The organism is Thiomicrorhabdus sp. Kp2 (assembly GCF_000478585.1).
Classification (GTDB): Bacteria; Pseudomonadota; Gammaproteobacteria; order Thiomicrospirales; family Thiomicrospiraceae; genus Thiomicrorhabdus.
Genome location: NZ_ARWI01000001.1, coordinates 883,477 through 909,181, shown reverse-complemented (window position 1 = coordinate 909,181; position 25,705 = coordinate 883,477). Strand labels below are relative to the sequence as shown.

Annotated in this window: 20 protein-coding genes and 3 tRNA genes; 11 read left to right on the top strand and 12 right to left on the bottom strand. The window is 40.0% G+C overall.

Annotated elements, in window-relative coordinates:
- The first annotated feature begins 645 nt into the window (after positions 1-645).
- From A379_RS04345 to A379_RS04335, 3 genes are all read left to right on the top strand, one after another.
- Entirely contained in the window at positions 646-918 is a 273-nt protein-coding gene (locus tag A379_RS04345; RefSeq protein ID WP_040726049.1) for a helix-hairpin-helix domain-containing protein, read from the top strand.
- Positions 919-930: 12 nt separating this feature from the next.
- Positions 931-1,896 carry a DNA ligase gene (locus A379_RS04340; RefSeq protein ID WP_081696329.1) on the top strand — a complete coding sequence of 322 codons (966 nt, stop codon included), beginning with the start codon at positions 931-933 and terminating at the stop codon, positions 1,894-1,896.
- Positions 1,897-2,005: 109 nt separating this feature from the next.
- Positions 2,006-2,536, top strand: a complete 531-nt coding sequence (locus A379_RS04335; RefSeq protein WP_040726047.1) for a Uma2 family endonuclease — start codon at positions 2,006-2,008, stop codon at positions 2,534-2,536.
- 91 nt (positions 2,537-2,627) lie between these two features.
- Here A379_RS04335 and A379_RS04330 read toward each other — a convergent pair whose 3' ends face one another.
- Complete coding sequence (locus A379_RS04330) at positions 2,628-3,809, bottom strand: pyridoxal phosphate-dependent aminotransferase (RefSeq protein ID WP_040726045.1); 1,182 nt, start codon at positions 3,807-3,809, stop codon at positions 2,628-2,630.
- Between the two features lie 110 nt (positions 3,810-3,919).
- Between A379_RS04330 and uvrB the strand changes: the two genes are divergently transcribed.
- The 3 genes from uvrB to A379_RS04315 all read left to right on the top strand — a co-directional run bounded on the left by uvrB (position 3,920) and on the right by A379_RS04315 (position 8,010).
- The gene (uvrB, locus tag A379_RS04325; RefSeq protein ID WP_040726043.1) at positions 3,920-5,950 is read left to right on the top strand and encodes an excinuclease ABC subunit UvrB; all 2,031 of its coding nucleotides are present in this window, start codon (positions 3,920-3,922) and stop codon (positions 5,948-5,950) included.
- Positions 5,951-6,080: 130 nt separating this feature from the next.
- Positions 6,081-6,902, top strand: a complete 822-nt coding sequence (locus tag A379_RS04320; RefSeq protein WP_040726041.1) for a nuclear transport factor 2 family protein — start codon at positions 6,081-6,083, stop codon at positions 6,900-6,902.
- Positions 6,889-8,010 carry a murein L,D-transpeptidase family protein gene (locus A379_RS04315; protein WP_051145003.1) on the top strand — a complete coding sequence of 374 codons (1,122 nt, stop codon included), beginning with the start codon at positions 6,889-6,891 and terminating at the stop codon, positions 8,008-8,010. The genes A379_RS04320 and A379_RS04315 overlap by 14 nt, the downstream gene beginning before the upstream one ends.
- A gap of 116 nt (positions 8,011-8,126) precedes the next feature.
- Here the strand turns inward: A379_RS04315 and A379_RS04310 are convergent, their stop codons facing one another.
- Genes A379_RS04310 through A379_RS04300 form a run of 3 tightly spaced genes read right to left on the bottom strand, consistent with a single transcriptional unit; the run spans position 8,127 to position 11,351 of the window.
- Positions 8,127-9,098 carry a M14 family zinc carboxypeptidase gene (locus A379_RS04310; RefSeq protein WP_051145002.1) on the bottom strand — a complete coding sequence of 324 codons (972 nt, stop codon included), beginning with the start codon at positions 9,096-9,098 and terminating at the stop codon, positions 8,127-8,129.
- Between the two features lie 32 nt (positions 9,099-9,130).
- Positions 9,131-10,285 (bottom strand): PilT/PilU family type 4a pilus ATPase, encoded by a 1,155-nt coding sequence (locus tag A379_RS04305; protein ID WP_040726039.1) that lies wholly within the window; start codon positions 10,283-10,285, stop codon positions 9,131-9,133.
- Between the two features lie 28 nt (positions 10,286-10,313).
- Positions 10,314-11,351 carry a type IV pilus twitching motility protein PilT gene (locus A379_RS04300; protein ID WP_040726038.1) on the bottom strand — a complete coding sequence of 346 codons (1,038 nt, stop codon included), beginning with the start codon at positions 11,349-11,351 and terminating at the stop codon, positions 10,314-10,316.
- A 155-nt stretch (positions 11,352-11,506) separates the two neighbouring features.
- On the opposite strand from A379_RS04300, the gene A379_RS04295 reads away from it, so the two are divergent.
- Positions 11,507-12,136: a Wzz/FepE/Etk N-terminal domain-containing protein gene (locus A379_RS04295; RefSeq protein ID WP_040726035.1), complete on the top strand. Its 630-nt coding sequence runs from the start codon at positions 11,507-11,509 to the stop codon at positions 12,134-12,136.
- Positions 12,137-12,564: 428 nt separating this feature from the next.
- Here A379_RS04295 and A379_RS04290 read toward each other — a convergent pair whose 3' ends face one another.
- On the bottom strand, positions 12,565-13,023 hold the full coding sequence (locus tag A379_RS04290) for a DNA polymerase III subunit chi (protein WP_051145001.1): 459 nt from the start codon (positions 13,021-13,023) through the stop codon (positions 12,565-12,567).
- 10 nt (positions 13,024-13,033) lie between these two features.
- Positions 13,034-14,530: a leucyl aminopeptidase gene (locus A379_RS04285; RefSeq protein WP_040726034.1), complete on the bottom strand. Its 1,497-nt coding sequence runs from the start codon at positions 14,528-14,530 to the stop codon at positions 13,034-13,036.
- 123 nt (positions 14,531-14,653) lie between these two features.
- Between A379_RS04285 and lptF the strand changes: the two genes are divergently transcribed.
- The gene (gene lptF, locus A379_RS04280) at positions 14,654-15,736 is read left to right on the top strand and encodes an LPS export ABC transporter permease LptF (RefSeq protein WP_040728666.1); all 1,083 of its coding nucleotides are present in this window, start codon (positions 14,654-14,656) and stop codon (positions 15,734-15,736) included.
- Entirely contained in the window at positions 15,733-16,818 is a 1,086-nt protein-coding gene (gene lptG / locus A379_RS04275) for an LPS export ABC transporter permease LptG (protein ID WP_040726032.1), read from the top strand. Before lptF ends, lptG begins: the two co-directional genes overlap by 4 nt.
- Before the next feature lie 325 nt (positions 16,819-17,143).
- Here the strand turns inward: lptG and A379_RS04270 are convergent, their stop codons facing one another.
- From A379_RS04270 to galU, 4 genes are all read right to left on the bottom strand, one after another.
- On the bottom strand, positions 17,144-18,499 hold the full coding sequence (locus A379_RS04270; protein WP_040726028.1) for a phosphomannomutase/phosphoglucomutase: 1,356 nt from the start codon (positions 18,497-18,499) through the stop codon (positions 17,144-17,146).
- Positions 18,500-18,595: 96 nt separating this feature from the next.
- Positions 18,596-19,846 carry a UDP-glucose/GDP-mannose dehydrogenase family protein gene (locus A379_RS04265; protein WP_040726026.1) on the bottom strand — a complete coding sequence of 417 codons (1,251 nt, stop codon included), beginning with the start codon at positions 19,844-19,846 and terminating at the stop codon, positions 18,596-18,598.
- Positions 19,836-21,401 (bottom strand): glucose-6-phosphate isomerase, encoded by a 1,566-nt coding sequence (gene pgi, locus A379_RS04260; RefSeq protein WP_040726024.1) that lies wholly within the window; start codon positions 21,399-21,401, stop codon positions 19,836-19,838. The genes A379_RS04265 and pgi overlap by 11 nt, the downstream gene beginning before the upstream one ends.
- Positions 21,398-22,276 carry a UTP--glucose-1-phosphate uridylyltransferase GalU gene (galU, locus tag A379_RS04255; RefSeq protein ID WP_040726022.1) on the bottom strand — a complete coding sequence of 293 codons (879 nt, stop codon included), beginning with the start codon at positions 22,274-22,276 and terminating at the stop codon, positions 21,398-21,400. Before galU ends, pgi begins: the two co-directional genes overlap by 4 nt.
- Before the next feature lie 754 nt (positions 22,277-23,030).
- Here galU and A379_RS04250 point away from each other — a divergent pair.
- Positions 23,031-23,106: transfer RNA gene (locus tag A379_RS04250), tRNA-Asn, on the top strand.
- Between the two features lie 206 nt (positions 23,107-23,312).
- On the opposite strand, the gene A379_RS04245 is transcribed toward A379_RS04250, so the two are convergent.
- Positions 23,313-23,389: transfer RNA gene (locus tag A379_RS04245), tRNA-Val, on the bottom strand.
- Between the two features lie 22 nt (positions 23,390-23,411).
- Positions 23,412-23,498, bottom strand: a tRNA-Leu gene (locus A379_RS04240).
- Positions 23,499-23,739: 241 nt separating this feature from the next.
- Here A379_RS04240 and A379_RS04235 point away from each other — a divergent pair.
- Positions 23,740-25,596 carry a GGDEF domain-containing phosphodiesterase gene (locus tag A379_RS04235; RefSeq protein ID WP_157832339.1) on the top strand — a complete coding sequence of 619 codons (1,857 nt, stop codon included), beginning with the start codon at positions 23,740-23,742 and terminating at the stop codon, positions 25,594-25,596.
- Positions 25,597-25,705: the final 109 nt, after the last annotated feature.

Genomic DNA, 25,705 nt, shown 5'->3' with positions numbered 1-25,705 from the left:
ACCGCCAAGTCATCCTGACGAAGGTCAGGATCTTCTTATACTGGATACGGAAAAATAATTTGATTTTAGAAATGAATCCCGATTGGACGGATTTGTGGAATCAAATTGTTGGGTTGTAAAGAGGCTGTGCGATTATTAAGTACACTTTGGAGATCCTTAAGCAAGTTCAGGATGACAGTGTGAGGTTGAGATACATAGGGACGGTACCCAAAGGTACCGTCCCTTTTTTATTGTCCTTTTTTATTATTCTTACCAAAAAAACAAACCTCACGTCATCCTGATGAAGGTCAATAAACCAACCGCCAAGTTATCCTGACAAAGCTCAAGAACTAACCGCCACGTCATCCTGACGAAGGTCAGGATCTTGGTTTGGAGATTCTGAAACAAGTTCAGAATGACGGTGTGGTGTTTGGATATCCTGAAACGAAGAACTCGACGCCTGAAGGGGTAAGTCGAGAAACAAGTTCAGGATGACTGTGGGTGGTGGTTAATTGGTAGTTTATTAACACTTTTTTGTATTAATTAATAAAAAATACTTAATATGTGTTTTAAGGTATGTTATTCTTTTTTTAAGCTTATGTTTTATATGTATTTTATTTATATAGGCTTAATGGTTTTTTATTTAAAACATTGGAGAATATCAAAATGATTAAGAGTTTAACTTCTATCTTTGCAGTATTGTTTGTTTCATTTGCCAGTTTTTCTGTATCAGCTGCTCCCGTTAATGTAAATAAAGCCAGTGTTGAGGAGATTGCTGATTCTTTGCCTGGTATTGGGCCTGCCAAGGCGATGGCGATTTCTGAGCATTGTAAAAAGATTAAATGCACAAAAGCTGATGATTTATTAACCGTTAAAGGGATTGGCGAAAAGACATTAGCCAAAATCTCTGCAGATTTACGGTTTAAAGATAGTAAATAAAGACGGTGAATAATGTCTAGTTTTACAAAGTTTCTAAAATTCAAAATTGATTATAAAAGCCTGGTCAGATTTCCAGGCTTTTTGGTTTTTGGTCTTGTTGTTTTTATAACTGGGTTATTAACTGTAGAGGTGATAAAAGCGGATGATACGGTCACTAAGCCCAATTTAATGCTATTGAAAACTTATCACGCTAATGAGGATGTAACAGGTTGGCTAATGAGTGAAAAGTTAGATGGTGTGCGTGCTTATTGGGATGGTAAACATCTCATTAGTCGTCAAGGTAATGTGTTTGCTTCACCTAAGTGGTTTACTCAAAACTTTCCGCCGTTTGAATTGGATGGTGAACTCTGGTTGGATAGAGGGCAATTTGAGGAGACCGTTTCGATTGTTCGTCAACAAAATCCAGATAACCGCTGGAAGCAGATTTCTTATCATATTTTTGAAGTACCCAATCAAAGCGGTGGTTTGTTAGAACGTTTACAGGTACTTGAAATGTTTTTAAAAGATCAGCCAAATACTGTGATTAAAATCATTAAGCAAACGCGTATTAAAGCGAATTTGGATGTAGAAAAAGAACTAAATCGAGTGCTGTCTTTAGGTGGAGAGGGGCTGGTGGTTAGAAACCCTGAGATTGAATATAAAACGGGAAGAGTAACTAGCGCTTTAAAGGTTAAGCAAAAACAAGATGCGGAATGTATTGTGCGTGGTTATACAAAGGGTTTGGGAAAGTATACAGGCCTGGTAGGTGCTTTAAAGTGTGAATTAATGACTGAACAAGTAAACAGGTTATTTCCTTTGCTTAAATCTGAAAGCCGTACTGTTATTAAAATTGGCAGTGGGTTAAGCGATGCACAAAGAGCCCAACCGCCTAAAATGGGTAGTATTGTTACTTTTCAATATATGGGGTTGACCAAAAAAGGTCTACCGCGTTTTCCTGTGTTTTTACGAGAGAGAGCTGGAGAAGTGATTGGGGAGTGAGGAGTTTAGCCGTTCCATGGTGTTTATGCTTCTACGACATCATTGTTGATTGCACCAAGTTAATAATTAAGTGTATGATAAATGATCAAATTTAAACAGGTATGTAGCTATGTCTTTAGCTTATGAAGAACACTATACAATTAGAGATTATGCTTTGTGGGAAGGCGATTGGGAATTAATTCGCGGAGCCCCTTATGCGATGGAGCCATCACCAAGTATTTCTCATCAACGGATAGAGCAAGCTTTATCATTTCAAGTTTATAAACAACTTCAAAATTACATTGAATGCGAAGCTTTAGCTGAAATTGATTGGCAATGTGCGGATGATACGGTGGTACGTCCTGACATGTTAATTGCTTGTAATATTCAGGGTGAAAAATTAACTAAAACGCCTGAGCTGATTGTTGAGGTGGTGTCACCTTCAAGTGCTAAACGTGATGAAGGGCTTAAGTTTGAGCTTTATCAACAAGAAGGGGTTAAAACCTATATTTTGGCCTATCCAGAAGAGAAGGTGGCAAAAGTATATCGCTTGCATGAAGGTCGTTACATTAAAGAAGCGGACTTTACCGATGAGCAATTTGATTTTATGATTAAAGAGTGTGCATTGAATATTGATTTTAGCCAAATATGGCGTGATTAATTAATCTGCATTTATCAGTAATAAAAAACAAACAGGCCTGGTAGTTCTATGAATTACCAGGCCTGTTTGTTTTTTAGTATTTAAGAATACATTAAGACTTCATAAACGCTTCAACACGATCAATGGCATTAATCAGGTTTTCCATACTGGTCGCAAAAGAAAAGCGCATGTGTTTATCAGCCCCAAAGGCTGATCCAGGTACGGCAGCCACTAATTGCTGTTCTAGTAATGCTTCAACAAAATCGGTATCGGTTTTGTAACCTTTCATTACCATCGCTTCTGAGATGTCCATAAAGGCATAGAATGCCCCAACAGCGTGAATGCATTTAAAGCCAGGTAAGGAATTGATGCGTTCAACAACATATAAATGACGTTTTTTGAATTCAACTAGCATGGTCTGAATGCATTCTTGAGAACCATTTAACGCTTCTACCGAAGCGGCTTGTGAAATAGAACATGGATTTGAAGTACTTTGAGATTGTACTTTACGCATACCTGCAATAAGATCAACTGGGCCACCGGCATAACCAATTCGCCAACCTGTCATTGAATAAGCTTTAGAGACACCATTCATGACTACCGTTCTATCATAAAGCTCTGGACAGACTTCTAGGATATTAGTGAATTTGCTGTCATCCAGCATAATGTGTTCATACATATCATCAGATGCAATAATGATGTTTGGGTATTTTAGTAATACATCCGCAATCTCTTTTAACTCTTTAGCCGTATATACCGCACCTGTTGGATTGGATGGACTGTTTAAAACAAGCATTTTTGTTTTAGGTGTAATTGCGGCTTCTAATTGGGCGGCTGTGATTTTAAACCCTTGCTCAATACCCGCTTCAATTACAACTGGCTCTCCACCTGCTAATAGAGCCATATCTGGATAAGAGACCCAGTAAGGTGCAGGAATAATGACTTCATCACCATCATTTAACACGGCTTGGCACAGGTTGTAAAAACTTTGTTTACCGCCTGAAGAGACCAAAATCTGGTTCATTTGGTAGTCAATTCCGTTATCACGTTTAAACTTGGCAATAATCGCTTCTTTTAAATCGGCCGTTCCATCAACGGCGGTATAACGCGTTTGACCATTTTGAATGGCGGCGATACCTGCGGCCTTAATGTGATCTGGGGTATCAAAGTCTGGCTCTCCTGCTCCAAGGCTAATAATATCTTTTCCTGCGCGTTTTAATTCTTGAGCTTTAGCGGTGATAACAAGCGTAAGTGAGGGTTTTACACGATTGACACGGTCAGATAAGTTGGCCATTGATTGAATTTCTCCACAGGTGTTTGAGCGGGTATAATGGTGGGCTAATTACCCAAAAGTTATTACCCTCCATTCTACTGGATTTTATAGGTATTTTTAAAGGAAAAAATGTGTCAAAAGCGTTTGAATTAGTTTCACAGTATGAACCCAATGGTGACCAACCAACTGCAATTGCACAATTGGTTGAAGGGATTCAGGATGGCGAGGCCTATCAAACCCTTTTAGGGGTTACAGGTTCGGGTAAAACTTTTACCATAGCTAACGTCATTAAAACCGTGCAAAGACCTACCATTATTTTGGCACACAACAAAACACTGGCTGCCCAGCTATACGGTGAGATGAAAGGCTTTTTTCCGAATAACGCGGTAGAGTATTTTGTCTCTTATTATGACTATTATCAGCCAGAGGCTTATGTTCCTGCATCTGATACCTATATTTCTAAAGATTCATCGGTTAATGAACAGATAGAACAATTACGTTTATCGGCCACTAAAGCGTTGCTAGAACGTGAAGATGTGATTTTGATTGCCACCGTATCGGCCATTTACGGTTTGGGTGATCCTGAAATGTACCTGAAGATGATTTTGCAGGTTCGTTTGGGCGATAAAATCACCCAACGCGATATTTTAACTCGCTTAACCTCTATGCAATATAACCGAAATGATATTGAACTCTGGCGTGGTAACTTTAGAGTGCGTGGCGATGTGATTGATATTTTCCCAGCTGAGGCCGAAGAGTATGCGGTGCGCATTGAGTTGTTTGATGATGAAGTCGAAAGTATTGCTTGGTTTGATCCTTTAACGGGCGGGGTGTTAACGCGTCCAACTCGAGTAACCGTTTATCCAAAGTCGCATTATGTTACGCCTAAAGAACGTGTGCTGGAGATGGTAGAAAAGGTAAAGGTTGAGCTTAAAGAGCGTTTAGAAGAGCTTCGTTCAATGAATAAATTGGTTGAAGCTCAACGTTTAGAAGAGCGCACTAAGCTTGATATTGAGATGATGGTTGAACTTGGCTATTGCACTGGTATTGAAAACTATTCACGATATTTGTCCGGCAGGGAAGCGGGGCAGCCACCACCGACTTTAATGGATTATTTCCCACAAAATTCCTTGCTAGTCATTGATGAAAGTCACGTTACCATTCCGCAAATAGGGGGTATGTATAAAGGTGACCGTTCAAGAAAAGAGAACTTAGTAGGCTACGGTTTCCGTTTACCTTCAGCTTTAGATAATCGCCCCATGATGTTTGAAGAGTTTGAACGTGCTATGCCACAAAGTATTTTTGTCTCTGCTACGCCAGGTAAGTACGAAGCCGAGCATTGTTCAACCATGGTTGAACAAGTAGTGCGCCCAACAGGCCTGTTAGACCCCATTATTGAAGTACGCCCAGCTTTAACGCAGGTAGATGACTTGCTCGGTGAAATTACCTGGCGAGCCGAGAAAGGTCAGCGTATTTTAGTAACCACGCTTACCAAACGTATGGCGGAAAACCTCACCGAATATTTTGAAGATCACAATGTGCGTGTACGTTATATGCACTCAGATATTGATACGGTTGAGCGTATTGAGATTATTCGTGATTTACGTTTGGGTGAGTTTGATGTCTTAATTGGTATTAACTTATTAAGAGAAGGGCTGGATATTCCAGAAGTCGCTTTAGTCGCCATTTTAGATGCAGACAAAGAGGGCTTTTTACGTTCGGAACGTTCATTGATTCAAACCATTGGGCGTGCCGCTCGTAATGTGGAAGGTAAAGCCATTTTATATGCTGACAAAATTACCAAGTCAATGAAAACAGCGATTGATGAAACCGAACGCCGAAGAGCCAAACAGATTCAATACAACTTAGAGCGCGGAATAACACCGCAAGGGTTAAATAAAAAAGTCAGCGATATTCTAGAAGATTCACCTTATGCAGCCAAATCTACCAGGCCTGGTAAATCTCAAAAAGTGGCTGAATCAGACTCTGAATATACTTCCCAAAAAGCGATGTCTCCTGCGGAAATGGCTAGCCATATCAAGAAAGTTGAAAAACAGATGTACAAAGCGGCTAAGGAGTTGGATTTTGAAACGGCCGCACAGCTCCGTGATGAACTTAAATCTTTGAAAAGTAATATGGTTGGCATTGGCGATTTACGTTAAAATACCGCAACTTAAAATTTAAGAAAGAATCTTAATTTATCTTCAATCCTTTATAGCCTGGTTAACACTCATTTTTATGCTTCAACTACTTTCATTATTATCATCTAAAGTCTTGCAGGCTCTGTCTGTAATGTTTATTGCGCTGAGCTTATTTGGGTTTAGTTCTTTGGCCACTGCTAACCAAGTCGATGAGAAACGTTTGGCCGAGCAGGCCGAGCAGTTTCAGAACGCTTTAAGTCTCGCGCAAACGGGTGCTTATGATAAAGCACTCAAAATATGGAATAGCCTAAATGAGTCGGGTGAATTGGTTCCTGAACTAAAGCGGGCGATTGAAAATAATATTGCAGTGATTTTGATTAAACAGAAACGGTATGATGATGCCAAAAAACGATTAGATTTAGCGCTTCAAGCTGATTCTCAAGTCGCCACGACATTAGAAAACTTAAATCAGATCTACGCTTACGATGCTCAACAAGCGTATCAAAGAATTTTTAAAGATACTCCTGTTAACCAGCCTAAAACACAGTGGCTATTTTTTGATATCAAACAAGCCAAACTGCCAACCGATAATGTGATTACTGATGCTAAAAATGCCGACTCCGTTCGTTTGGTTAAAAAGTCAATTGAGCAATGGCGCCAGGCCTGGTCAAATCAGCAGGTGAAAGCGTATCTCTCTTTTTACGATAAGAATGCGTTTATTCCTAAAAATGGTATGAGTTATTCAACCTGGGAAAAAAGTCGATATCGTAGTTTGCAAAACCCAAAATTTATTAAACTTTTTTTAGATGATATTCAAATCACCCCAATTTCATCTACAATGGTACGCAGTCGTTTTTTACAACGTTATCACTCTGATCGTTTTAAAGACGATGTTTACAAGGTGCTTTTGTGGCGTAAGGATGATGGATTATGGAAAATTGTTCAAGAGGTTGTAATGTATGGTGAACAATAAGCGCATACAAACTCAATATGTAAAACCTAAATTAAAGCAAACACTCTTTGCTGCATTCGCAGGTTTAGGGTTGTCGGTTTCTGTCAGCGTGGCAAACCATGCTATGGCTGATGAGGTACTTCAAGCCGAACAGAAGCTACTATCAGGCCTAAACGCGATTCATCATCTTGAACTTGATAAGGCTTTATTGAGCATTTCTGAACTAGAAAAAGAGTATCCAAAGTATAAATTAGCTCAATTGCTTAAAGCTGATTTATTGGCGGCCAAAACAGGGCGTTCTGAACTTCAGAAGCAAGTTTATAGCAAGCATTCGGGTTCTGTTGAAAAGCTGTTGTCGGAAGCCGAAGTACGTTGGCAGTTTTCAAAAGACAGTCTGACCAATATGACAAATTTTGATGAATTTGTGCTGAAGTCAGCTCGTCAGAAACACATTATTTTAGTCTCTCTTCAAGAGAGTCGTTTGTACCTGTTTGAACGTAATAAAGCAGGTCAAATGGTTCGGGTTGCGGATTATTATGTGACCATGGGACGTAAAGGCAGCGGTAAACAAAAAGAGGGGGATTTAAGAACCCCAATTGGTGTTTACCATATGGTGGATTTGTTACCAGACTCTAAACTACCCGATTTATATGGGGTAGGCGCTTTACCACTAAACTACCCGAATGACTGGGATAGAGAGCACGGCAAGACTGGTTCAGGAATTTGGTTGCATGGTGTGCCCAGTGATACTTATATACGTGCGCCGAGAGCGAGCCGTGGTTGCGTGGTGTTGAACAATAATGCCATGAAACGTTTACTGGCTGATTACCAACTGCCTTATTCAACCCCTGTGCTAATTGTTGATCAAAAACATGCGGAGTCGAGGTTTGCTGGCAATAGAGAACAACTGCTTGAGGATGTTCGAGCCTGGATTGCGGATAACAACCACAAAGTCGATTGGCAAAATGTCAGTGTCTATCGCTATCCTAATGAAGAAAACTTGTTTTATATTACCTTCCCTGGATTAGAGGCCAATACGTTGGTTCATCAGTTTTGGAAAAGAGATGCCGATGGCGACTGGAAAGTCGTTGTGCAATCTAAAAACAGTATTCAAGTTGCTGCTAAATAAGGGCAATCACGAAGTACGGACAATCAATTACATTTAGATACCCCCAAAATAAAAAAGGCTTAATGGTTTTAATCATTAAGCCTTTTTCTTATTTAAGCGATTTAAACATCAAGTTATTAATTCTTTACAGTACCGTTTTCAATCACTTTTTCTTGGTTATAAGCTTGTTGCACTGCATGATCATCCAAGCCTTGAATTTTAGTCATTGTCCACTTTTCAACATCTTGCCACATAGTAAAAATCTCTTTTTGGTTAGGCATTGAGCCTGCTGAACGCAGTTCTAAGGTCAGCACTGGTATCTTTAAATATTCACCCGCATAGCGACCTAATGAACCTGGATAGGTGCCTAGTTCACGGTGTTTAAGGCCACCAATTTTATTGGGTACAGAGTGGTCTGGTCCGTCGTAGTCAAGCAAACCATAAGGCGCATGAATAGAGATAATGGCATCAGGTTTGAACTCTTCAATGGTTTTTACTAGCCACTGTGTTTCAGGTTCAGAGTTAGCCGCTTTACCAGGGTAGCGACGCTTATTTTTCTTATAGTATTTTTTCCAGTAATCAATCGCCAATTCATCCCAGTCTGGGGAAGGAAAGTTTCGGTTAAGGTCTATATTGTTTGCGTTAATGCGTGTTGCTGGGCTGCGGAATAAACCATCAGGGTTAGCCAGCGGGAAAAATAGCCAGTGTTGGCGAGTTTGATCTTGGTTTTTAAGCATGTTTTGCATCCATAAATAGGTCATGCTTATAGCGGAATATTCGTCTCCATGGATACCGCTTATAAACAAAATGCGGCCTTCGGGTAGGTGTTTAAATTGATCAGCGGGCTTAAAGTGGCGTTGGGTCAGTAATCTACCTTTTACACTTCTATGAGGTGTTGTTTCTAAATCGAGATCTAAACAGCCTTGATACTTAACCGTACGGAGCTTTTTGGAAAGCTCATTACAGTAGGACTCAATGCTAGGGACTTCTTGAGTTGCTTCGATGCTTTTGGTTTCTATATTTTTAGGATGTTCTATTGAAGCATTTGCCAAAATAAACCAGGCCTGGCAAGTCATGAGTAGGGATATCCCCAAAGTTTTATAAAGCATATTTATTCTTTAATTGTAAAAGGTGTAATTATTTATTGTTCTTGTTTTAAGCTAAATTTAATGGCGTCAGAGGTTAAGTCACTACCATCATCTTGTGGTTGAGGTAGTTTACTATTTAATTTGATGTTTAAGCGTAAATCATTCATAGAATCCGCCCCTCTTAATGCATCTTTGTAGGTAATCAGGCCATTTTCATATAGATCAAATAAGGCTTGGTCAAAGGTTTGCATACCTAGCGCACCAGAGTTTTGCATGAGCTGTTTAATCTCATTGACTTTACCATTAAAAATCAGCTCTGAAATACGAGGGGTATTAATCAAAACTTCTACCGCAGCGATTAAACCACCGCCAATTTTAGGAATTAATCGTTGAGAGATGACCGCTTTAAGGTTCAGTGATAAATCCATTAAGATATGACCACGTTGGTCCGCAGGGAAGAAGTTAATGATGCGGTCTAGAGTTTGGTTGGTATTGTTGGCGTGTAATGTAGATAAACATAAGTGACCCGTTTCAGAGAATGCAATCGCATGTTCCATGGTGTCACGGCTACGAATCTCACCAATTAGAATAACATCGGGAGCTTGTCGCAAGGTGTTCTTCAGCGCGCTGTCATAGGTGTCGGTATCCACGCCCACTTCACGTTGAGTGACAATACATTTTTTGTGACGGTGAATAAATTCAATAGGGTCTTCAATGGTAATGATGTGACCATCTTTATTGGTATTTCGCACATCCACTAGGCTGGCTAAAGTGGTTGATTTACCCGAACCTGTACCACCAACAATTAACACTAAGCCATGTTTATCCATTATGACTTCTTTTAAAATGCTTGGTAGATTTAGGTCGTCAAATTTTGGAATCTCGGTGTGTACCGAGCGAATAACCATGCCTGGCGTGCCGCGTTGCATAAAAACATTAACACGATAACGAGCAATGCCAGAAATATGATAAGCAAAGTTACTTTCTTGAGTGTTTTGAAAGGTGGTAAGTTGATCATGGTTCATGATCTGATGGGTTAATTTTGTAGCGGTATCCGCAGAGAGTTTATCTTCAGTTAATGAGATTAAACTACCATCTTTTTTCATGGTGGCAGGGCGACCGGCGGTAATAAACAGATCTGAACCTCCTTGATTGGAGAAGAAGACGAGTAATTTTTGAAGTTCTGTTAAGTTTTCTGTGTGTTCCATCTTTAGCTCCTATTATTGACTGCAAGTTTTACTGAAAAGCGCTTTTATTAACGGCTTTAGAGCGTGCGTCATCACGAGTAATGAGATTGCGGGCAACAAGGTCTTGTAGGTTTTGATCCATTGTTTGCATACCAATGGCTTTGGAGGTTTGAATAACAGAGTACATTTGAGGTACTTTGGCTTCACGGATTAAGTTACGGATGGCAGAGTTAACCAGCATGATTTCATGTGCTGCAATTCGTCCGCCACCATTTTTCTTGAGAAGCGCTTGTGAGATAACAGCCTGCAAGGATTCAGACAACATGGCTCTAACCATCTCCTTTTCTTCTGCTGGAAAGACATCAATAATACGGTCAATCGTTTTAGCGGCAGAACTCGTATGTAGAGTACCAAACACTAAATGACCCGTTTCAGCGGCAGTGAGTGCTAAGCGAATGGTTTCAAGATCACGCATTTCACCCACTAATATTACATCAGGGTCTTCACGTAGTGCAGAACGTAAGGAATTGGTAAAACTTTTGGTATCACGGTGCACTTCACGTTGGTTGATTAAGCTTCTAATTGGTTGGTGAACAAATTCGATTGGGTCTTCAACGGTTAAAATGTGAGCGGGATCTTTTTTATTAATAAAGTCAATCATCGCTGCGAGTGTGGTGGATTTACCCGAACCTGTGGGGCCAGTTACCAAAACTAAGCCACGAGGAAAGCTGGCAATTCCTTTAAAGATATCGGGCGCACTAAGCTCTTCGAGTGTGATGATTTTGCTAGGAATTGTACGAAATACCGCGCCAATCCCACGGTTATGCATAAAAACGTTTGCCCTGAAGCGCGCAATGTTGGGCAGCTCAAACGAGAAATCAGCTTCTAGTTCCGATTCAAAACCACGTCGTTGCTCATCATTCATAATGTCATAAATCATGGTTTGTAGCTGCTCGGGTTCTAGGTTAGGGGCTTCAATACGCTGAACATCACCATCAATACGAATAATGGGTGGTTGGCCAGTTGAAAGGTGTAAATCAGAAGCGCCTTGTTGAACACTGAATTCAAGTAATTGGGTAATATCCATAAAAGTAAGCCTTTATTATTCGATAGCGACATCTTGACATTATAGAGAACCTTGTAGGTAATTAGAACTAAAAACCTCAAACCCGTATTTGCTACGTAATTTGTCTGTTTTCTTGTGTATAATTTGTTCAAACTTAAAAGGTAAAGGTACTGTAAATGAGAAATCAACAAATAGAAAATAATCAATTCGCTGATGACGAAATAGACTTATTTGAATTATGGGAAGGTTTAGTTCAGGAAAAACTGACTATTGTTGCTACAGTTTTTCTATCAGTACTTGTTTCATTAATTTATATTTTTCTTTCGGATGATGTATATGTAGCCTCTGTAAAAATACAGGTACAACAGGTACAACAGGTACAACAGGTACAACAAGGCGATGAAGCTCAGCTTTATTTGTCGATTGAACCAGCTATTAAAACGGCAGAAATTTTAAATGGTATTGCACCAGCTAATTTAAGCGAAATTAAAAAGGTTGATGGCGTTTTATTGGTAACAAGTCGAGGCACTAATAAATCTAAAATAATGGACAATGTTAAAAAGTCTGTGGAGTTAGTTGAGCAGCGACATCAGAAAATATATGAAGCTTTGGCAAGTAGTGGCGTAAAAAGTATTTTACCTACAGAAATGGTTGGTTCTATTGCGGTAACGGATAAACCCGTTAGCCCTAAGCGTCAATTGATATTGGCGGTATCGGTCGTGTTGGGATTAATGTTGGGTGTGTTTATTGCCCTGATTCGTCGAGCGGTTAAAAATCGTGCTAAAACCCAATTAGCCGCCGCGTAGTTTTAAAGTTACCCTATGCTTACAAAACATAGATGGATGCCAGGCCTGGTGTTTCAAAAACGTTTAACTACGAATGCACCAAGGTTTTTAAAGTTGGCAGGCCTGGTAAGTCTAAAAACAACATTATTCTAAACACAGTACTCTTATTCAAAAATTACTGTAAGTCATCTCAAACACCACACGTCACCCTCTGGCTTGACCAGAGGAGCTTGTGAGGTAAGAGAGGTTATCCACAGTCAAGCTGGATAATGACCGTGCGGGGAAAACTGGATAATGACGATGGGTTATGTCATTACGAGCGCAGCGAAGTAATTCATGGCCAACGTTAAAGGGTTGCGTTTTGCTGTAAACCATGAAGATTGCCACTCCCTAAAGGGTTCGAGATGACAGAGTGTAAAATCTTAACTTAATGGTATTGTGGTTATAGCTTATATTTTATGAACTGTTGGTTCAATGCCGACCTGTTTATAGGTCTTCCAACGTTCACGCCCCATCTTAATTAAATAGTCGGATTGATCGAGTATCTCTATGGTTCTTTGATATTGAGTATGAATACTTGGAAATTCAGGGTGTAAATTAATTAATACATCTTTACACACAGGTTGGATGGTTTCACCAAACAGTTGAATCGGCGCTTTAATATTATTTTCTAAGCCATGATGGATAAAACTTTGTGGTTTTGCATCCCATAGCGTTAAGTCATAACGTTGTGCATCTTGCTGGTTGGCAAAACGCACATCACACAAGCGTTGTTGTTTCCAAATGGTATTGAGTAATTTGCTTAAAAAAGCTTCTCTGTCAGAGGGTTCGGTGGTGTTTAAAACATAGAACAGCACATCAGGCTGTTCCATGATTTTATTCTCATCGTTTTGTTGAGGATGGCTCATCCAGGCTCCATTAAACTTTTTGAGTTTCGTTTAGTAGAAACTCAACTAAAGCTGGAACTGGACGCCCCGTTGCACCTTTATTAGCGCCGCTTACCCAAGCCGTGCCCGCAATGTCTAAATGCGCCCAATCCACTTCTTTGGTGTAACGAGCTAAAAATTGCGCTGCGGTAATAGAACCACCGTCACGACCACCGATATTGGCCATATCGGCAAAGTTAGATTTAAGTTGCTCATCCCACTCTTCACCCAATGGCATCTGCCAGAAACGGTCATAGGTGTTTTCACCTGCGGTAAGTAGGTCACTCACTAGCTGTTGGTTGTTACCCATAATGGCTGAAACATGATGACCTAAGGCAATAATACAAGCGCCTGTTAAGGTCGCCATATCTATAACTTTAGCGGGTTTATACTCTTGTTGAGTATAGGTTAAGGCATCACATAAAATTAAACGGCCTTCGGCATCGGTATTTAATATTTCAATGGTTTGACCAGATAAAGATGTCACAACATCGCCAGGTTTAATCGCATCACCTGATGGCATGTTTTCAGTAGCAGGAATGACACCAACGATGTTTAAGTTTGGTTTTAATTCACCAATCGCTTTAAAAACACCTAAAACGGTCGCTGCCCCCCCCATGTCATACTTCATCTCATCCATGGCTTGACCAGGTTTAAGAGAGATACCACCTGTATCGAAGGTTACCCCTTTTCCGACTAAAGCGATAGGTGCATCTTCAGCATTGCCGCCTTTGTAAGATAAACAAATCATTTTAGGAGGGGTAGCACAACCTTGCGCCACCGCCATAAAAGAACCCATGCCCATCTTAATCATCTGTTCACGTTCAAGAATGTTAATTTCAAAACCGTAATCATTGCCAAGCTGAATGGCTGTTTCAGCCAAATAGGTTGGTGTACAAAAGTTACTTGGCATATTGGCAAGGTCTTGTGTCAAAGCCATGCCTAATGCAGAAGCTTGGCCTTGTTCTACAGATTCAGTTTGTGGCGAGCAAGGAAATACCATACGTTCCAGTTTAGGTTCTTTGGCAGGAAAATCACCACGACTTTCATGGCTATAATCATAGAAGCTACGTTGAAATATTTGCGCATTTTGCATACATGACCAGGCCTGGCTATTTGTGCCAATGGTATTAGGTGCAACAAAGATAAGGGTGTTTACCGTATCCACTGTTCCGCAATGGTCTAAAGCATCGGCTGCGGATTTAACGGCGGTTAAATAACCTTTGGTTGTCAGTTTTTCAATTTCACCCACACCAACAAGAATCAGTCGTTTAACGGTAAAATCTTTCGGTTTAACTAATAAAAGTGTTTTGCCAATTTTGCCCGAAAAGTCACCTGCTTGATGTAGCTCTTCTACAAAACTTTCTAATTCAGGTAAAAAGGGGATATTTTCAATACCTTTTGGCAAATTACCATTAGATGTGACTGGCAAAATAAGAGTGTCGATATGGTTTAAGTTTGTCTCAAAAGAAAATTGAATAGATTTCATGGATAAGTTGCCTTTTACCGTTTGTTTTTTGTTTAGTATTTTGTTTGTATATGCCATAACCGTGGTCAGGTATAATGGCGTTTGATTAATTATTCAAATCATTTTAATTGAGTGGACGAGTTTTTGCGAATCCTAGACAAATATATTTTTAAAGAGCTGACATTTACCTTTATAGCGGTATTGCTGGTTCTGCTACTGATTACCTTTGGTAGTGAAGCCACCAAACTGCTTGCGGATGCCATGAAAGGGGAGGTTCCCGCTTCTGTGGTATTGCAATTGTTACTGCTTAAAATCCCCGCTGCGTTAGAGATTATTTTGCCACTGGTGGCGTTGTTAGCCATTATGTTGGCGGTTGGACGCTTGTATCAAGATCAAGAAATGGTGGTGATGAATAGTTGTGCGATTAGCCCTGTATATTTTAAAAAAATTACTTTTGCTTTTTTATTGCCCGTTGCTTTACTGACCACTTGGATCAGTCTTTTTTTAACGCCCTGGAGCTATCAACAAGAGCGTGAAATTATTTCACAAGCGCAAACCATTTCACCTGTTGCAGGTCTGGTTGCTGGTAAGTTTAATCCGCTACCCAATAATCAAGGTGTGCTCTATGCAAAGTCGATTAATGAACAGGGGAAAATGCGCTCGATTTGGTTAAAGTATCAATCCAAAGAAAATGATTTGGTTTTAGTTGCCCCAAAAGGGCAGTTTGAGTGGATTAATAACCGAGTGGTCTTGGTGCTTGAAGAGGGTTTTAGTTACCGTGGTTTGCATGGTCAGGAAGAGGTAACTGTTCAAAAGTACGCACGTTTTGAAGGTTACTTGCCAGAATTAACCCCTGCTAAACTGCGCGCCAAGCTGTTTGAAAAGCCCACTTTTGAGTTAATTGGTTCTACGGATTTAAAAGAACAAGCCATGCTGCAATGGCGTTTGGTGACGCCATTAGGAATTATTGTATTAGGCTTGTTGGGTCTTAAAATGAGTAAAACTGGGCCTAGGGAAGGGCGTTTTGCTAGGATCTTTTTTGCACTGGTTCTGTATATTCTTTATAACCAGTTACTGGTGGTTGGTCGTGACGGCATCTCTAACGGGGGGTGGCCTGTTTGGTTGGGGCTTTGGCCTGTTCCTGTGTTGTTTGCTTGGTTTGCTTTGTCAGATTTTAAAAAATTAAGGTTTATCAAGTCGCTGCCATTAAGGAGTAAGCGAACATGAATCGAATTGAACGTTATTTAGGCGGCGTTGTCCTGAGTTATTCTCTGTTAGTTATGCTGGTGCTCATGGTGATTTTCTCCTTTTTTGAGTTTATGAATCAAGTTGGCAAATTAACCGATAGCTACACGCTCGGATTAGGCGCTTTTTATACCTTACTAAAAGTACCTGTGTACAGTTATGAAGTGTTTCCCATTGTGTTGTTAATTGGCACATTGATGGGGTTGGGCAGTTTAGCCAATCAGTCTGAATTAACCGTGTTACGTGTTACGGGCTGGTCTATCAGGCGAATACTTTGGGCGGTGTTAAAAACGGCCTTTTTAATGTGGCTAGTAATGGCATTGATTGGTGAGTTTGTTGCACCATCCAGTGAAGCTTATGCCAAAAAAATGCGTGCCGAGGCTTTAAACCAAACGTTCTCAATTGGGTCATCGAATGGTTTATGGATTAGAGATGATGCTCAGTACACGCATGTTGGGCGAATTATTTCGAGTGTTGATTTAAGGGATATTGAAATCTATCAATTAAAAGAGGGTAGTATTCAAAGTTTATTGCAAGCTAAGCAAGCCAATTTTGATGGGGTTTGGAAGTTTAAAGAGGTCAGCCGAGTTAATTTAGGGGTCTTAGAATCCGCGGAAACGGCACTTCCTAAGCTCGATTACTCAACAGTCCACTATAAAGAGATTACCCAAAGCTTTCCGTTAAAGCCTGAGGATTTAACCAATTTGGATATTGAAACACGCTATTTAAGTGGTTGGGATCTTTATCATTACATCTCTTTCTTGAAGCAAAACGGCCTAGACGCCAGCTCATATCTATTGTCGTTCTGGCGAAAGTTAGCGACTCCTCTGGTGGTTTTGGCCATGATTGTGGTGGTTTTTCCATTAATCTTTGGCTCTATGCGTCAAGTGAGTGTTGGGCAGCGAATCTTTTTAGGTGTGATGATTGGAATGGGCTTTCATCTTATTAATCAGTTAATTGGTAATATTGCGGTTGTTTATCAATTGCCCGTGTTTTTAGGAGCGGTTGGCCCATCGTTGATTTTATTAGTGTTCGCTTGGTATTGGTTAAGACGGGTTGATTAAGGGTATCGTTGTTTTGAATTGAGCTTTAGAATATTTGAATATTTGAACCACGAAGACACGAAGGCACGAAGGCACTAAGTTTTTTAATCTGTCAGTGCTTGCAAAACAGACTTGGCCACAGGGCTACCAGGCCTGGTAAAAATGATTTGGGTTAAACATTAATTCTGCTTGCAGAAGTCATAAACCAAAACAACAAATCACAAATCGTCATTATCGGGCTTGAGCCGATAATCTCTCACGCAATAGACAGAATGTGAGTTAATGAAAACCCCTTTTTCCTTCGTGTCTTAGTGCCTTCGTGGTGAATTAAAAACCCTAGAAATGATTATTCACTATAAATAATCGCTTCAATCTCTTTAACTTTTTGTTGCACAAGCTCAGCGTCGCCGCGTGATTCAATATTTAAACGCAGTAGTGGCTCGGTATTCGATAATCGAATGTTCATGCGCCACTCTGCAAACTCTAAACTCACACCATCGGTTTCATCCAAAACGGGATTTTCTGCACGGTATTTTTCTTGCACGGCCGCTAAAATTTTAGCACTGTCTTTAACCTTATAATTTAATTCACCGCTACAAGGGTAGGCTTGCATACGCGCTTTGATTAAATCAGAAAGACTTTTACCTGAAGTGCGCATGAGCTCAGCAATGAGTAACCAAGGAATCATGCCGCTATCGCAGTAGGCAAAGTCTCTAAAGTAGTGGTGTGCCGACATCTCTCCGCCATAAATGGCATCTTCTTTACGCATACGCTCTTTAATAAACGCATGACCCGTTTTTGATTGGATTGGAACGCCACCAGCTTGTTTAACTTGGTCAATTGTATTCCAGGTTAATCGAGGATCATGGACGATTTTTTCGCCTGGGTGTTTCTTTAATAAGGTCTCCGCTAACAGACCAACCAGGTAGTAACCTTCAATAAAATGACCGTCTTTATCAAATAAAAAACAACGATCAAAGTCACCGTCCCATGCCACACCAAAGTCCGCATTATTCGCAACAATGGTTTCAGAAGTTATTGCTCTATTATCAACAATCATTGGGTTAGGTACGCCATGCGGGAAGTTGCCGTCGGCCTCATGGTGCAGTCGGATAATGTTAAATGGAAGCTTTTCAGCTAGTTGATCAAAAGTAGGGCCAGCAGCACCATTTCCTGCGTTCACTACGATAGTAAATTCAGGTAATTTATCCACTTCAATATAGGTCAATAGGTGGTCAATGTATGCGCTTTTATCGGTTTTTGAATAGAGCGTACCTTTGGTGCTTGACTGTTCAATATAGTCTTCATTAACCACGCGTGTTTCAATGGCTTTTAAACCAGAATCACCACTGATTGGCTGTGAACCTTTAGAAACCATTTTCATGCCATTGTGGCCTTTAGGATTATGGCTTGCAGTGACCATGATTCCGCCATCGGCATGGTAATGCGATGTGCCAAAGTAAACTTCTTCTGTTCCACATAAACCAAGATGAATAATATCTACGCCTGAATCCATTAAGCCATTACAAAGTGCCTCAGAAAGAGCTGGGCTTTCTAAACGAATATCGTGACCAATCACTATGTTTTTAGGTTTAAATTCACTGGCAAAAGCTCGGCCTATTTTGTAGGCGAGGTCAGTATTTAAATCGTCTGGCACAATGCCGCGAATATCATAGGCTTTAAAAGCTGGAAGTTTTGTCATAGCAATATTTTCTTAATATGAGGTGAGTTTTGTTGCGGGTAAAAAAATGCCTGATAATTAGTTACCAGGCCTGGTAGGTTTTAAAATGTATTAAATTTAGCGACCAACACCGTAATAGGTAAAGTGATTCTCTTCTACCCAATACTTATTATAAAGGTTACGCCCATCTAAAAGAATTGGGGTTTGCATATTCTCTTTTAGCAGGGTTAAATCGGGTGACCAAAACGCTTTATATTCGGTTAAAACGCATAATGCATCCGATTTAACGGTAGCATCATACATTTCTGTATGAAAACTCACCTTTTGCTGTTCATGCAGTGAAAGATGTTTATGAACCCATTTTTGTACCGCTTCCAGCGCGAAAGGGTCATGTAACTTGAGTGAGCAGCCTTGGCTAATAAACGCTTTAATTAGGGTTAAGCTCGCGGAGCTTTGTATTGATGTGGTATTGGGTTTATAACCTAAGCCCCATAAAGAGATGGTTTTTCCGTGTAAATCACAATCAAAGTGTTGCCAAAGTTTTCTAAAAAACAGCTCTTTTTGGTTTTCATTAATGTCTATCACCGATTGCAGCAAACTTTTACCACCACTTTGATGGGCTTGCGGTAACAGTAATTTAATACGCTCTAAATCGCGAGTGAAATTGTCTCCACCAAATCCAATTCCAGAATATAAATAGGCACGCCCTATACGTTTATCCGCTCCTAAGCCCAAACGAACCTCTTCAATATCGGCATCAATTTTTTCAGCAATGGATGCGAGTTCATTCATTAATGAGATGCGTGTGGCTAGCATGGCATTGGTGGCGTACTTAGTTAATTCAGCCGAGGCAGGTGACATACCAATAATTACATCTCGATTACGGTTAAAGGGGGCGAAGATTTGTTTAAGTTGAGTTTTAATTTTTTCGCTAGACGTGCCAATAATAATTCTATCGGGTCGAGTAAAACGCTCTATGGCGTGACCGTCGGCCGCAAAATCTGGGTTTACTGCAAATTCAAGATTTGCCGTTTGCGCAAGTTCTTTGGCTAAACCAATCGTAAAGTTACTACGCACAATGAGTGTACTGCTTTTATTAGCGTTGTCTGCCAGCTCTTTGGCAATGCGTTTAGCGTTATGACAGTCGTCAGGGTTTAGGGCAATAATATGGCATTCTGCTTGGTGATTAAAATCCTCACTAATGGTTAAACGTTCTGATTCTAATTGGCTATCTAACAGTTCTACCAGGCCTGGTTCAGCAAAATCGCCAATTCGTTGACCAATAAGAGTAACGTGGTTACCTGTTTCTGCTAAACAACCTGCGCAAACCATGGCACTAATGGTATCGCCAAAAACATTAATTTTCATTTTGAGTATTCCATATTGTCTCTAAAATACCTTGAGTGGATGAATCAAGATTTGAAGCATCTTTTGACTCAATTTTCTGCAAGATTTCCATGGCAATTTTTTTCCCAAGTTCAACACCCCATTGGTCAAATGGATTGATATCCCAAATGACCGACTGCACAAAAACACTGTGTTCGTAGAGGGCAATCATCATACCGAGGTGTTTAGCATCCAACTTATCAAATAGCAGGGTGTTAGATACTTGACCGCCTGGATAATCTTTATGTGGGTTTTCACCTTTTTGGCCAACCATCAGCGCGCGGCTTTGTGCCAGGCAGTTAGCGATATTTAGGTTGTGATGGAAAACGTGGCGTTCAGTATTACCATGCGCTTGAGCATAGAGAATAAAATCGGCCATAACCCGTTCTGTGCCCTGGTGCATCAACTGATAAAAAGCATGTTGTGCATTAGGGCCCACTTCACCCCAAAGAATGGGGCAAGTGCGATAATCAACTGTTTCTCCGTCTCGCGTGACGTGTTTACCGTTACTTTCCATGACTAGCTGTTCTAAATAGCTAGCTAGATATTTTAAGCGTGAGTCATAAGGCAAGATAGCCTGGCCTGCTAAATTTAAAAAGTTAATATTCCAAACGCTAATCATGCCAAGCATAACCGCAACATTCTCTTTAAAGGGCGTGGTTCTGAAATGAATATCCATCTCATTTGCACCTTCCAGAAAAGCTTTAAAACCTTCCATACCTTGTTGTAGCGCAATGGTTAAACCAATGGTTGACCATAAAGAGAATCGTCCGCCAACCCAATCCCAAAAAAGAAGTTGATGCTCGGGCAAAAGTCCCCATTCATCCATCATTGGCGCATTGGTGGATACACCAATAAAGTGCTGCATGGTTCCTGCGTGGGTTGGAGAGTATTGTTCAATCCACTCTTTAGCGGTTGCCGCCAGAGAAAGGGTGTCGATGGTGGTAAAGGATTTAGAGGCAATAATAAAAAGGGTGGTTTCAGCAGAGAGTGTTTTTAATACACGTTGTAGTTGTTTACCATCAAGGGTAGAAACAAAGTGAAGCTCTGGAGCATGTGGGCTTCTTACCCCTTTTAAGGCGTGAGTCACCATTAAAGGGCCTAAATCACTGCCGCCAACCCCAATGTTGACTACATCGGTAATTGCTTTACCTGAATAACCGCGTAATTGTTTACCATGAATACGGTCAACAATCTCTTGCATTTTTTGCCATTCTTGACTGACTTCAAGTTTTGGATTTTGCAAATCTCTTAAAGCGGTATGCCCAGCGGCACGTCCTTCAGTGTGGTTTACCTTTTCGCCAGTGAACAGTTTTTCAATCCACTCTGAGAGTTTTGCCTCTTCTGCTAATTGAATTAAAGCGTGACGTTCTTCGGCATTGATATTCTGCTTAGAATAATCAAGTACCAGGCCTGGTAACTTGACATGAAAGTCTTGAAAACGGTTTGAATTATCTGTAAAAAGGCTTGCTAAATGCCGTTCTTTAGCATGAAAACTTAATTGTTCTAATGTGCTATAAGAAGCGAGTTTCTTCATAGGCTATACTCTTTTAACCATGTTTTAAATTCATCTCCCAGCTCTGGATGCTGAACCGCAAATTGAACCGTTGCTTTTAAATACCCTAGCTTATCACCACAATCATAGCTTTCGCCAGACAAGCAATAGGCATCCACTTCAGAAATTTCCATTAATTGGGCAATCGCATCGGTAAGCTGAATTTCATTACCAGCACCTTTAGGAGTGACTCGTAATAGATTTAAAATTTTATTTTCTAAGATATATCGCCCTGTAACCGAAAGGTTGGATGGCGCTTCAGTTACTTTAGGCTTTTCAATGATGGCGGCCATTTTGCATGATTGGCTTGGTAGCAAATCTGCTCCCATACAATCCGCAATACCATATTTATCCACTTCTGATTCAGGTACAGGCTCAACCATAATTTGGCTATGCTTGGTTTTTCTAAACGCATTTGCCATGTTTTTTAAATCGACCGAATCATTATTTAAAATTACGTCAGGCAACATAACCGCAAAATCTTCATCACCAATAATGGGTGCCGCGCAAAGCACTGCATGACCTAACCCCAGTGCTTGGGGTTGTCTAACCGAAATGATGTTGGCATCATTTGGTAAAATATGCCCCACTTTTTCAAGTAAATCCGTTTTGTTTTTAAAGGCTAAGGTTTTTTCCAATTCAAAGTTGTGGTCAAAATGGTTCTCAATCGCACCCTTTGAAGAGTGTGTAACCAAAATAATATCCGTAAAACCTGCTGACACCGCTTCTCTTACAACATACTGAATTAAAGGCTCATCGACTAAAGTAATCATCTCTTTTGGGATGGCTTTGGTAGCAGGTAAAAAACGTGTTCCAAGACCTGCAACAGGGATAACAACTTTTCGTAATGATGACATATGTAAATCCTAAAATTTGAAACTTAAAATCAAGTCTCTAATAAAAATAAGTATTGAATCGTACTTTACTGTGATTCAACCTCCAAGTAAATGAAGTTTTAGTGAATCTTGCAGCCTGTATAGTTTTTTCAATTCTTTAAAATAATATACACGATACAAGGGTTCCATTATTGTTAATAGCAATCAAGAGACCTTTGCACGAGTCAAGGCACGGTTAAAAATGGCTAAAATTCCCCCCGTTTTTTGTTAAAAAACTAGTGAATAGCTCGCTATTCACTAGTTTTTCGCCGCAACCAGGTAAATTTTATCTTATTTTTTCCTCGCACCTCACTCGTACAAAGGTCTCTAAGTAATAACAATTTCAAATTTAGCAATATGCAAGCCAGGGTAGTTTTGAACGCTTTTTTATGCTATTTAACATGTTGTTATTAAAGTATTAAATGAGTGTTGTGGTGTTAATGGTTTGAGTTTGTTTTTTGAATAATCCCATACAAATGGCGAGTGCAAGATTTCCTTTGGTGCACAATTCATCGCTTGAATGCACCAATCTAAACATTTAAAAATAAAAGCGTTGAGTAGGTGTGTTTTTAAGTGTAGTCACTTTATAGGTATATCCATTATGAGTGTAAGTGGTTGATTTTTATTGTTCTAAAAAAGAATAAGTCGAAACTACAAAAAAAAGTTAAAAAAATCTTGCACAGCAAAATTATTTCCCTATAATACGCACCCATACAGAGCGTTGCTCAGTATCTATTCCCCAATAGTTCAGTTGGTAGAACACCGGACTGTTAATCCGTATGTCCCTGGTTCGAGTCCAGGTTGGGGAGCCATATTCTAAAGCCCTAGTCGCAAGACTGGGGCTTTTTTGTTTCTAGCTTATTTGTTTTAAAGTCTAGAAAGCCAACATCTTTATTCTGCCAGGCCTGGTAGAGTCAATTCTTTATTAAATGTAAGAACTGTGGATGCATTAATTTTGTAAGAGATTATTTTGGATTTTTGAAAAAAGGGAAATGAGATTACTTTAAGGAAAAGTAATTGGTACGACCGAGTGGATTCGAACCACCGACCCCCACCATGTCAAGGTGGTGCTCTAACCAACTGAGCTACGGTCGTACAATAGAGAACAAGTTGAATGTGGTACCAGTGGGCGGACTCGAACCGCCACGCTATCACTAGCAACGGATTTTGAATCCGTCATGTCTACCAATTTCATCACACTGGCATTAACTTGTGGTCGCGAATTATAGGAGGTTAAGCGGGTTCTGTCAAATTTAAATATCTATTTAAAAATGACTTTATCGGTGTGTTTTTGTGACTGCTAAAGGGCTTGTATTTGTTTTTTTATGTGATTGATAAAAAAAGCTGTTTTGACCTGTTGGTTGCATTGTTTATACTTCGCCATAAAAATAATTTATCAAAAAGTGATAGTTTCAGTGAGAAAAGTTTTTCCTCAAGAAAGTTTTATGGGTCAATTTGTTCGCTCTTTATTATGGGCGCTTTTATTAATGGCGATATTTAGTGTGATTCAGCTTCAGTTTATTCAAGCTGAAGTGGGGGTGTCTGGCTGGCTCTTGTTGATTTGTATTTCGGTTTTATTGGGCGGAGTCATTAGTGTAGCCCTAAAGTTGTTAAGTGTTCGATATCAAGAGTATGGAATTTTTAAGGCTGTTGTTGATTTATCACTTGAGTTTACCTATGTGCGAACAGTAAATGGAAAATATGAATATGTGTCACCAGCGGTTCTGCCTTTGACGGGATATACTCCAGAGGATTTTTATTCTACCCCCAATTTTATGGATGCAATCATTCATCCCGAAGATAAGGTTTATTGGGGTGAGCATGTGCATTCTGTGAATGATGATGGTCAGCCAGAAAAGGTGGAGTTTAGGATTTTAACTAAGCAAGGGGATGTTCGTTGGTTGGAGCATTTATGCGGACCATTTCACAATAAAAAAGGCAAAATTATAGGTGTTAGGTCAATTAATATTGATATTACTGACCGTAAGTTAGCCTCTCAAAAAGCAGATGAGCTGGCTTTGTATGACCCTTTAACGAACTTGCCTAATAGACGTTATCTTAATGATTATATGAATCAGTTAATTGAACAGTCTGAAGCTCATGCAAGAAACGAAGGATTTGCGGTTTTCTTTATTGATTTGAATCGTTTTAAATATATCAATGATGCGCATGGGCATACCGTGGGGGATGAGCTCTTAAAGGAAGTTGCGAGAAGGTTTAAATCCAGTTGTATGGATTCTAAACAAGCAATGATTGCTCGGTTTGGAGGGGATGAGTTTATTGTTGTGACTAAAAATAGTGTAACAACAGAGGCCGTGCAAGCCTGTGTTGCGCATATGAACCAGTTGTTAGAAAAACCTTTTAGAGTTCATGGGCACCGTTTAAGTGTTGGGGTAACAGCGGGGGTTGCTTTATATCCACAAGACGGATTAACGCCTGAAATACTCATTAAAAATGCTGATGCGGCGATGTTTAAGGCAAAAAGCCAAGGTTTAAATATGTCGTTTTTTTCCCATGAAATGACTCAACATGCAACGGAAATGGTGGATTTGCAAAGTCGATTAAGAGGGGCTTTAACACGTGGTTTGATTAAGCCTTTCTATCAACCTTTAATTGATTTAAAAACGGGTAAAACAATGGGGGTAGAGGTTTTAGCGCGTTGGATGTCAGAGGATGGGAGCGTGGCACCATCACCTGCGGTGTTTATTCCTGTTTCTGAAGAGACAGGCCTTATTTGGGCTTTGAGTGAGTCAATGATTAATCAAGCAGGTAGTGATATTGTTGCTTGGCAAAATCAGGGTATTCAGATGAAGTATTCAATTAATGTCTCTGCAAGACAGTTTTCTGATGATAATTTCTGTAACCAGGCAATTGAACAGTTTGAACGGTTGGGGGTTGATCCAACAACGGTTCAGATTGAATTGACTGAGAGTGTGTTGTTAAATGATACTCAGCGCAGCTTAGAGAAGATTCAGGAATTGAAATCCAGAGGTTTTATGATTGCTTTGGATGATTTTGGAACAGGGTTTGCCTCTTTACATTATTTAACCCTTTTTCCGTTTGATACGCTGAAGGTGGATCGAGCATTTGTTACCAATATTATTGAGGATAAGCGCCAGTTTTCAATTGCAAAATCGATTATCAATCTTGCACATGATCTTGATTTGGTGGTCGTCGCAGAAGGGATTGAGACAGAAGAGCAGCGACAAGTTTTATTTGAGTTGGGTTGTGATATTGGGCAGGGTTATTTATTTAGTCGCCCAATTGCGCCAGCTTGTTTAACGGAGTTAATGGCGGCGTAAAAGAGAGGATTGTAAGATTTTGCTAAGACTTTGGTTTGCTAAAAATATAACCGCTTGAAAATAAAGACACAATCAGCGAAAATAGCGCCCCTTTATTCTATGGATAAAT

What these genes read in the sequence shown, in the direction of transcription:
- pgi (WP_040726024.1), bottom strand. Translation starts at nt 21,401, where the DNA reads ATGAAGAAACTCGCTTCTTATAGCACATTAGAACAATTAAGTTTTCAT.
- A379_RS04285 (WP_040726034.1), bottom strand. Translation starts at nt 14,530, where the DNA reads ATGAAATCTATTCAATTTTCTTTTGAGACAAACTTAAACCATATCGAC.
- A379_RS04265 (WP_040726026.1), bottom strand. Translation starts at nt 19,846, where the DNA reads ATGAAAATTAATGTTTTTGGCGATACCATTAGTGCCATGGTTTGCGCA.
- lptG (WP_040726032.1), top strand. Translation starts at nt 15,733, where the DNA reads ATGAATCGAATTGAACGTTATTTAGGCGGCGTTGTCCTGAGTTATTCT.
- A379_RS04290 (WP_051145001.1), bottom strand. Translation starts at nt 13,023, where the DNA reads ATGAGCCATCCTCAACAAAACGATGAGAATAAAATCATGGAACAGCCT.
- A379_RS04340 (WP_081696329.1), top strand. Translation starts at nt 931, where the DNA reads ATGTCTAGTTTTACAAAGTTTCTAAAATTCAAAATTGATTATAAAAGC.
- A379_RS04300 (WP_040726038.1), bottom strand. Translation starts at nt 11,351, where the DNA reads ATGGATATTACCCAATTACTTGAATTCAGTGTTCAACAAGGCGCTTCT.
- A379_RS04310 (WP_051145002.1), bottom strand. Translation starts at nt 9,098, where the DNA reads ATGCTTTATAAAACTTTGGGGATATCCCTACTCATGACTTGCCAGGCC.
- A379_RS04330 (WP_040726045.1), bottom strand. Translation starts at nt 3,809, where the DNA reads ATGGCCAACTTATCTGACCGTGTCAATCGTGTAAAACCCTCACTTACG.
- A379_RS04235 (WP_157832339.1), top strand. Translation starts at nt 23,740, where the DNA reads ATGGGTCAATTTGTTCGCTCTTTATTATGGGCGCTTTTATTAATGGCG.
- A379_RS04345 (WP_040726049.1), top strand. Translation starts at nt 646, where the DNA reads ATGATTAAGAGTTTAACTTCTATCTTTGCAGTATTGTTTGTTTCATTT.
- A379_RS04270 (WP_040726028.1), bottom strand. Translation starts at nt 18,499, where the DNA reads ATGACAAAACTTCCAGCTTTTAAAGCCTATGATATTCGCGGCATTGTG.
- A379_RS04320 (WP_040726041.1), top strand. Translation starts at nt 6,081, where the DNA reads ATGTTTATTGCGCTGAGCTTATTTGGGTTTAGTTCTTTGGCCACTGCT.
- A379_RS04335 (WP_040726047.1), top strand. Translation starts at nt 2,006, where the DNA reads ATGTCTTTAGCTTATGAAGAACACTATACAATTAGAGATTATGCTTTG.
- A379_RS04315 (WP_051145003.1), top strand. Translation starts at nt 6,889, where the DNA reads ATGGTGAACAATAAGCGCATACAAACTCAATATGTAAAACCTAAATTA.
- galU (WP_040726022.1), bottom strand. Translation starts at nt 22,276, where the DNA reads ATGTCATCATTACGAAAAGTTGTTATCCCTGTTGCAGGTCTTGGAACA.
- A379_RS04305 (WP_040726039.1), bottom strand. Translation starts at nt 10,285, where the DNA reads ATGGAACACACAGAAAACTTAACAGAACTTCAAAAATTACTCGTCTTC.
- A379_RS04295 (WP_040726035.1), top strand. Translation starts at nt 11,507, where the DNA reads ATGAGAAATCAACAAATAGAAAATAATCAATTCGCTGATGACGAAATA.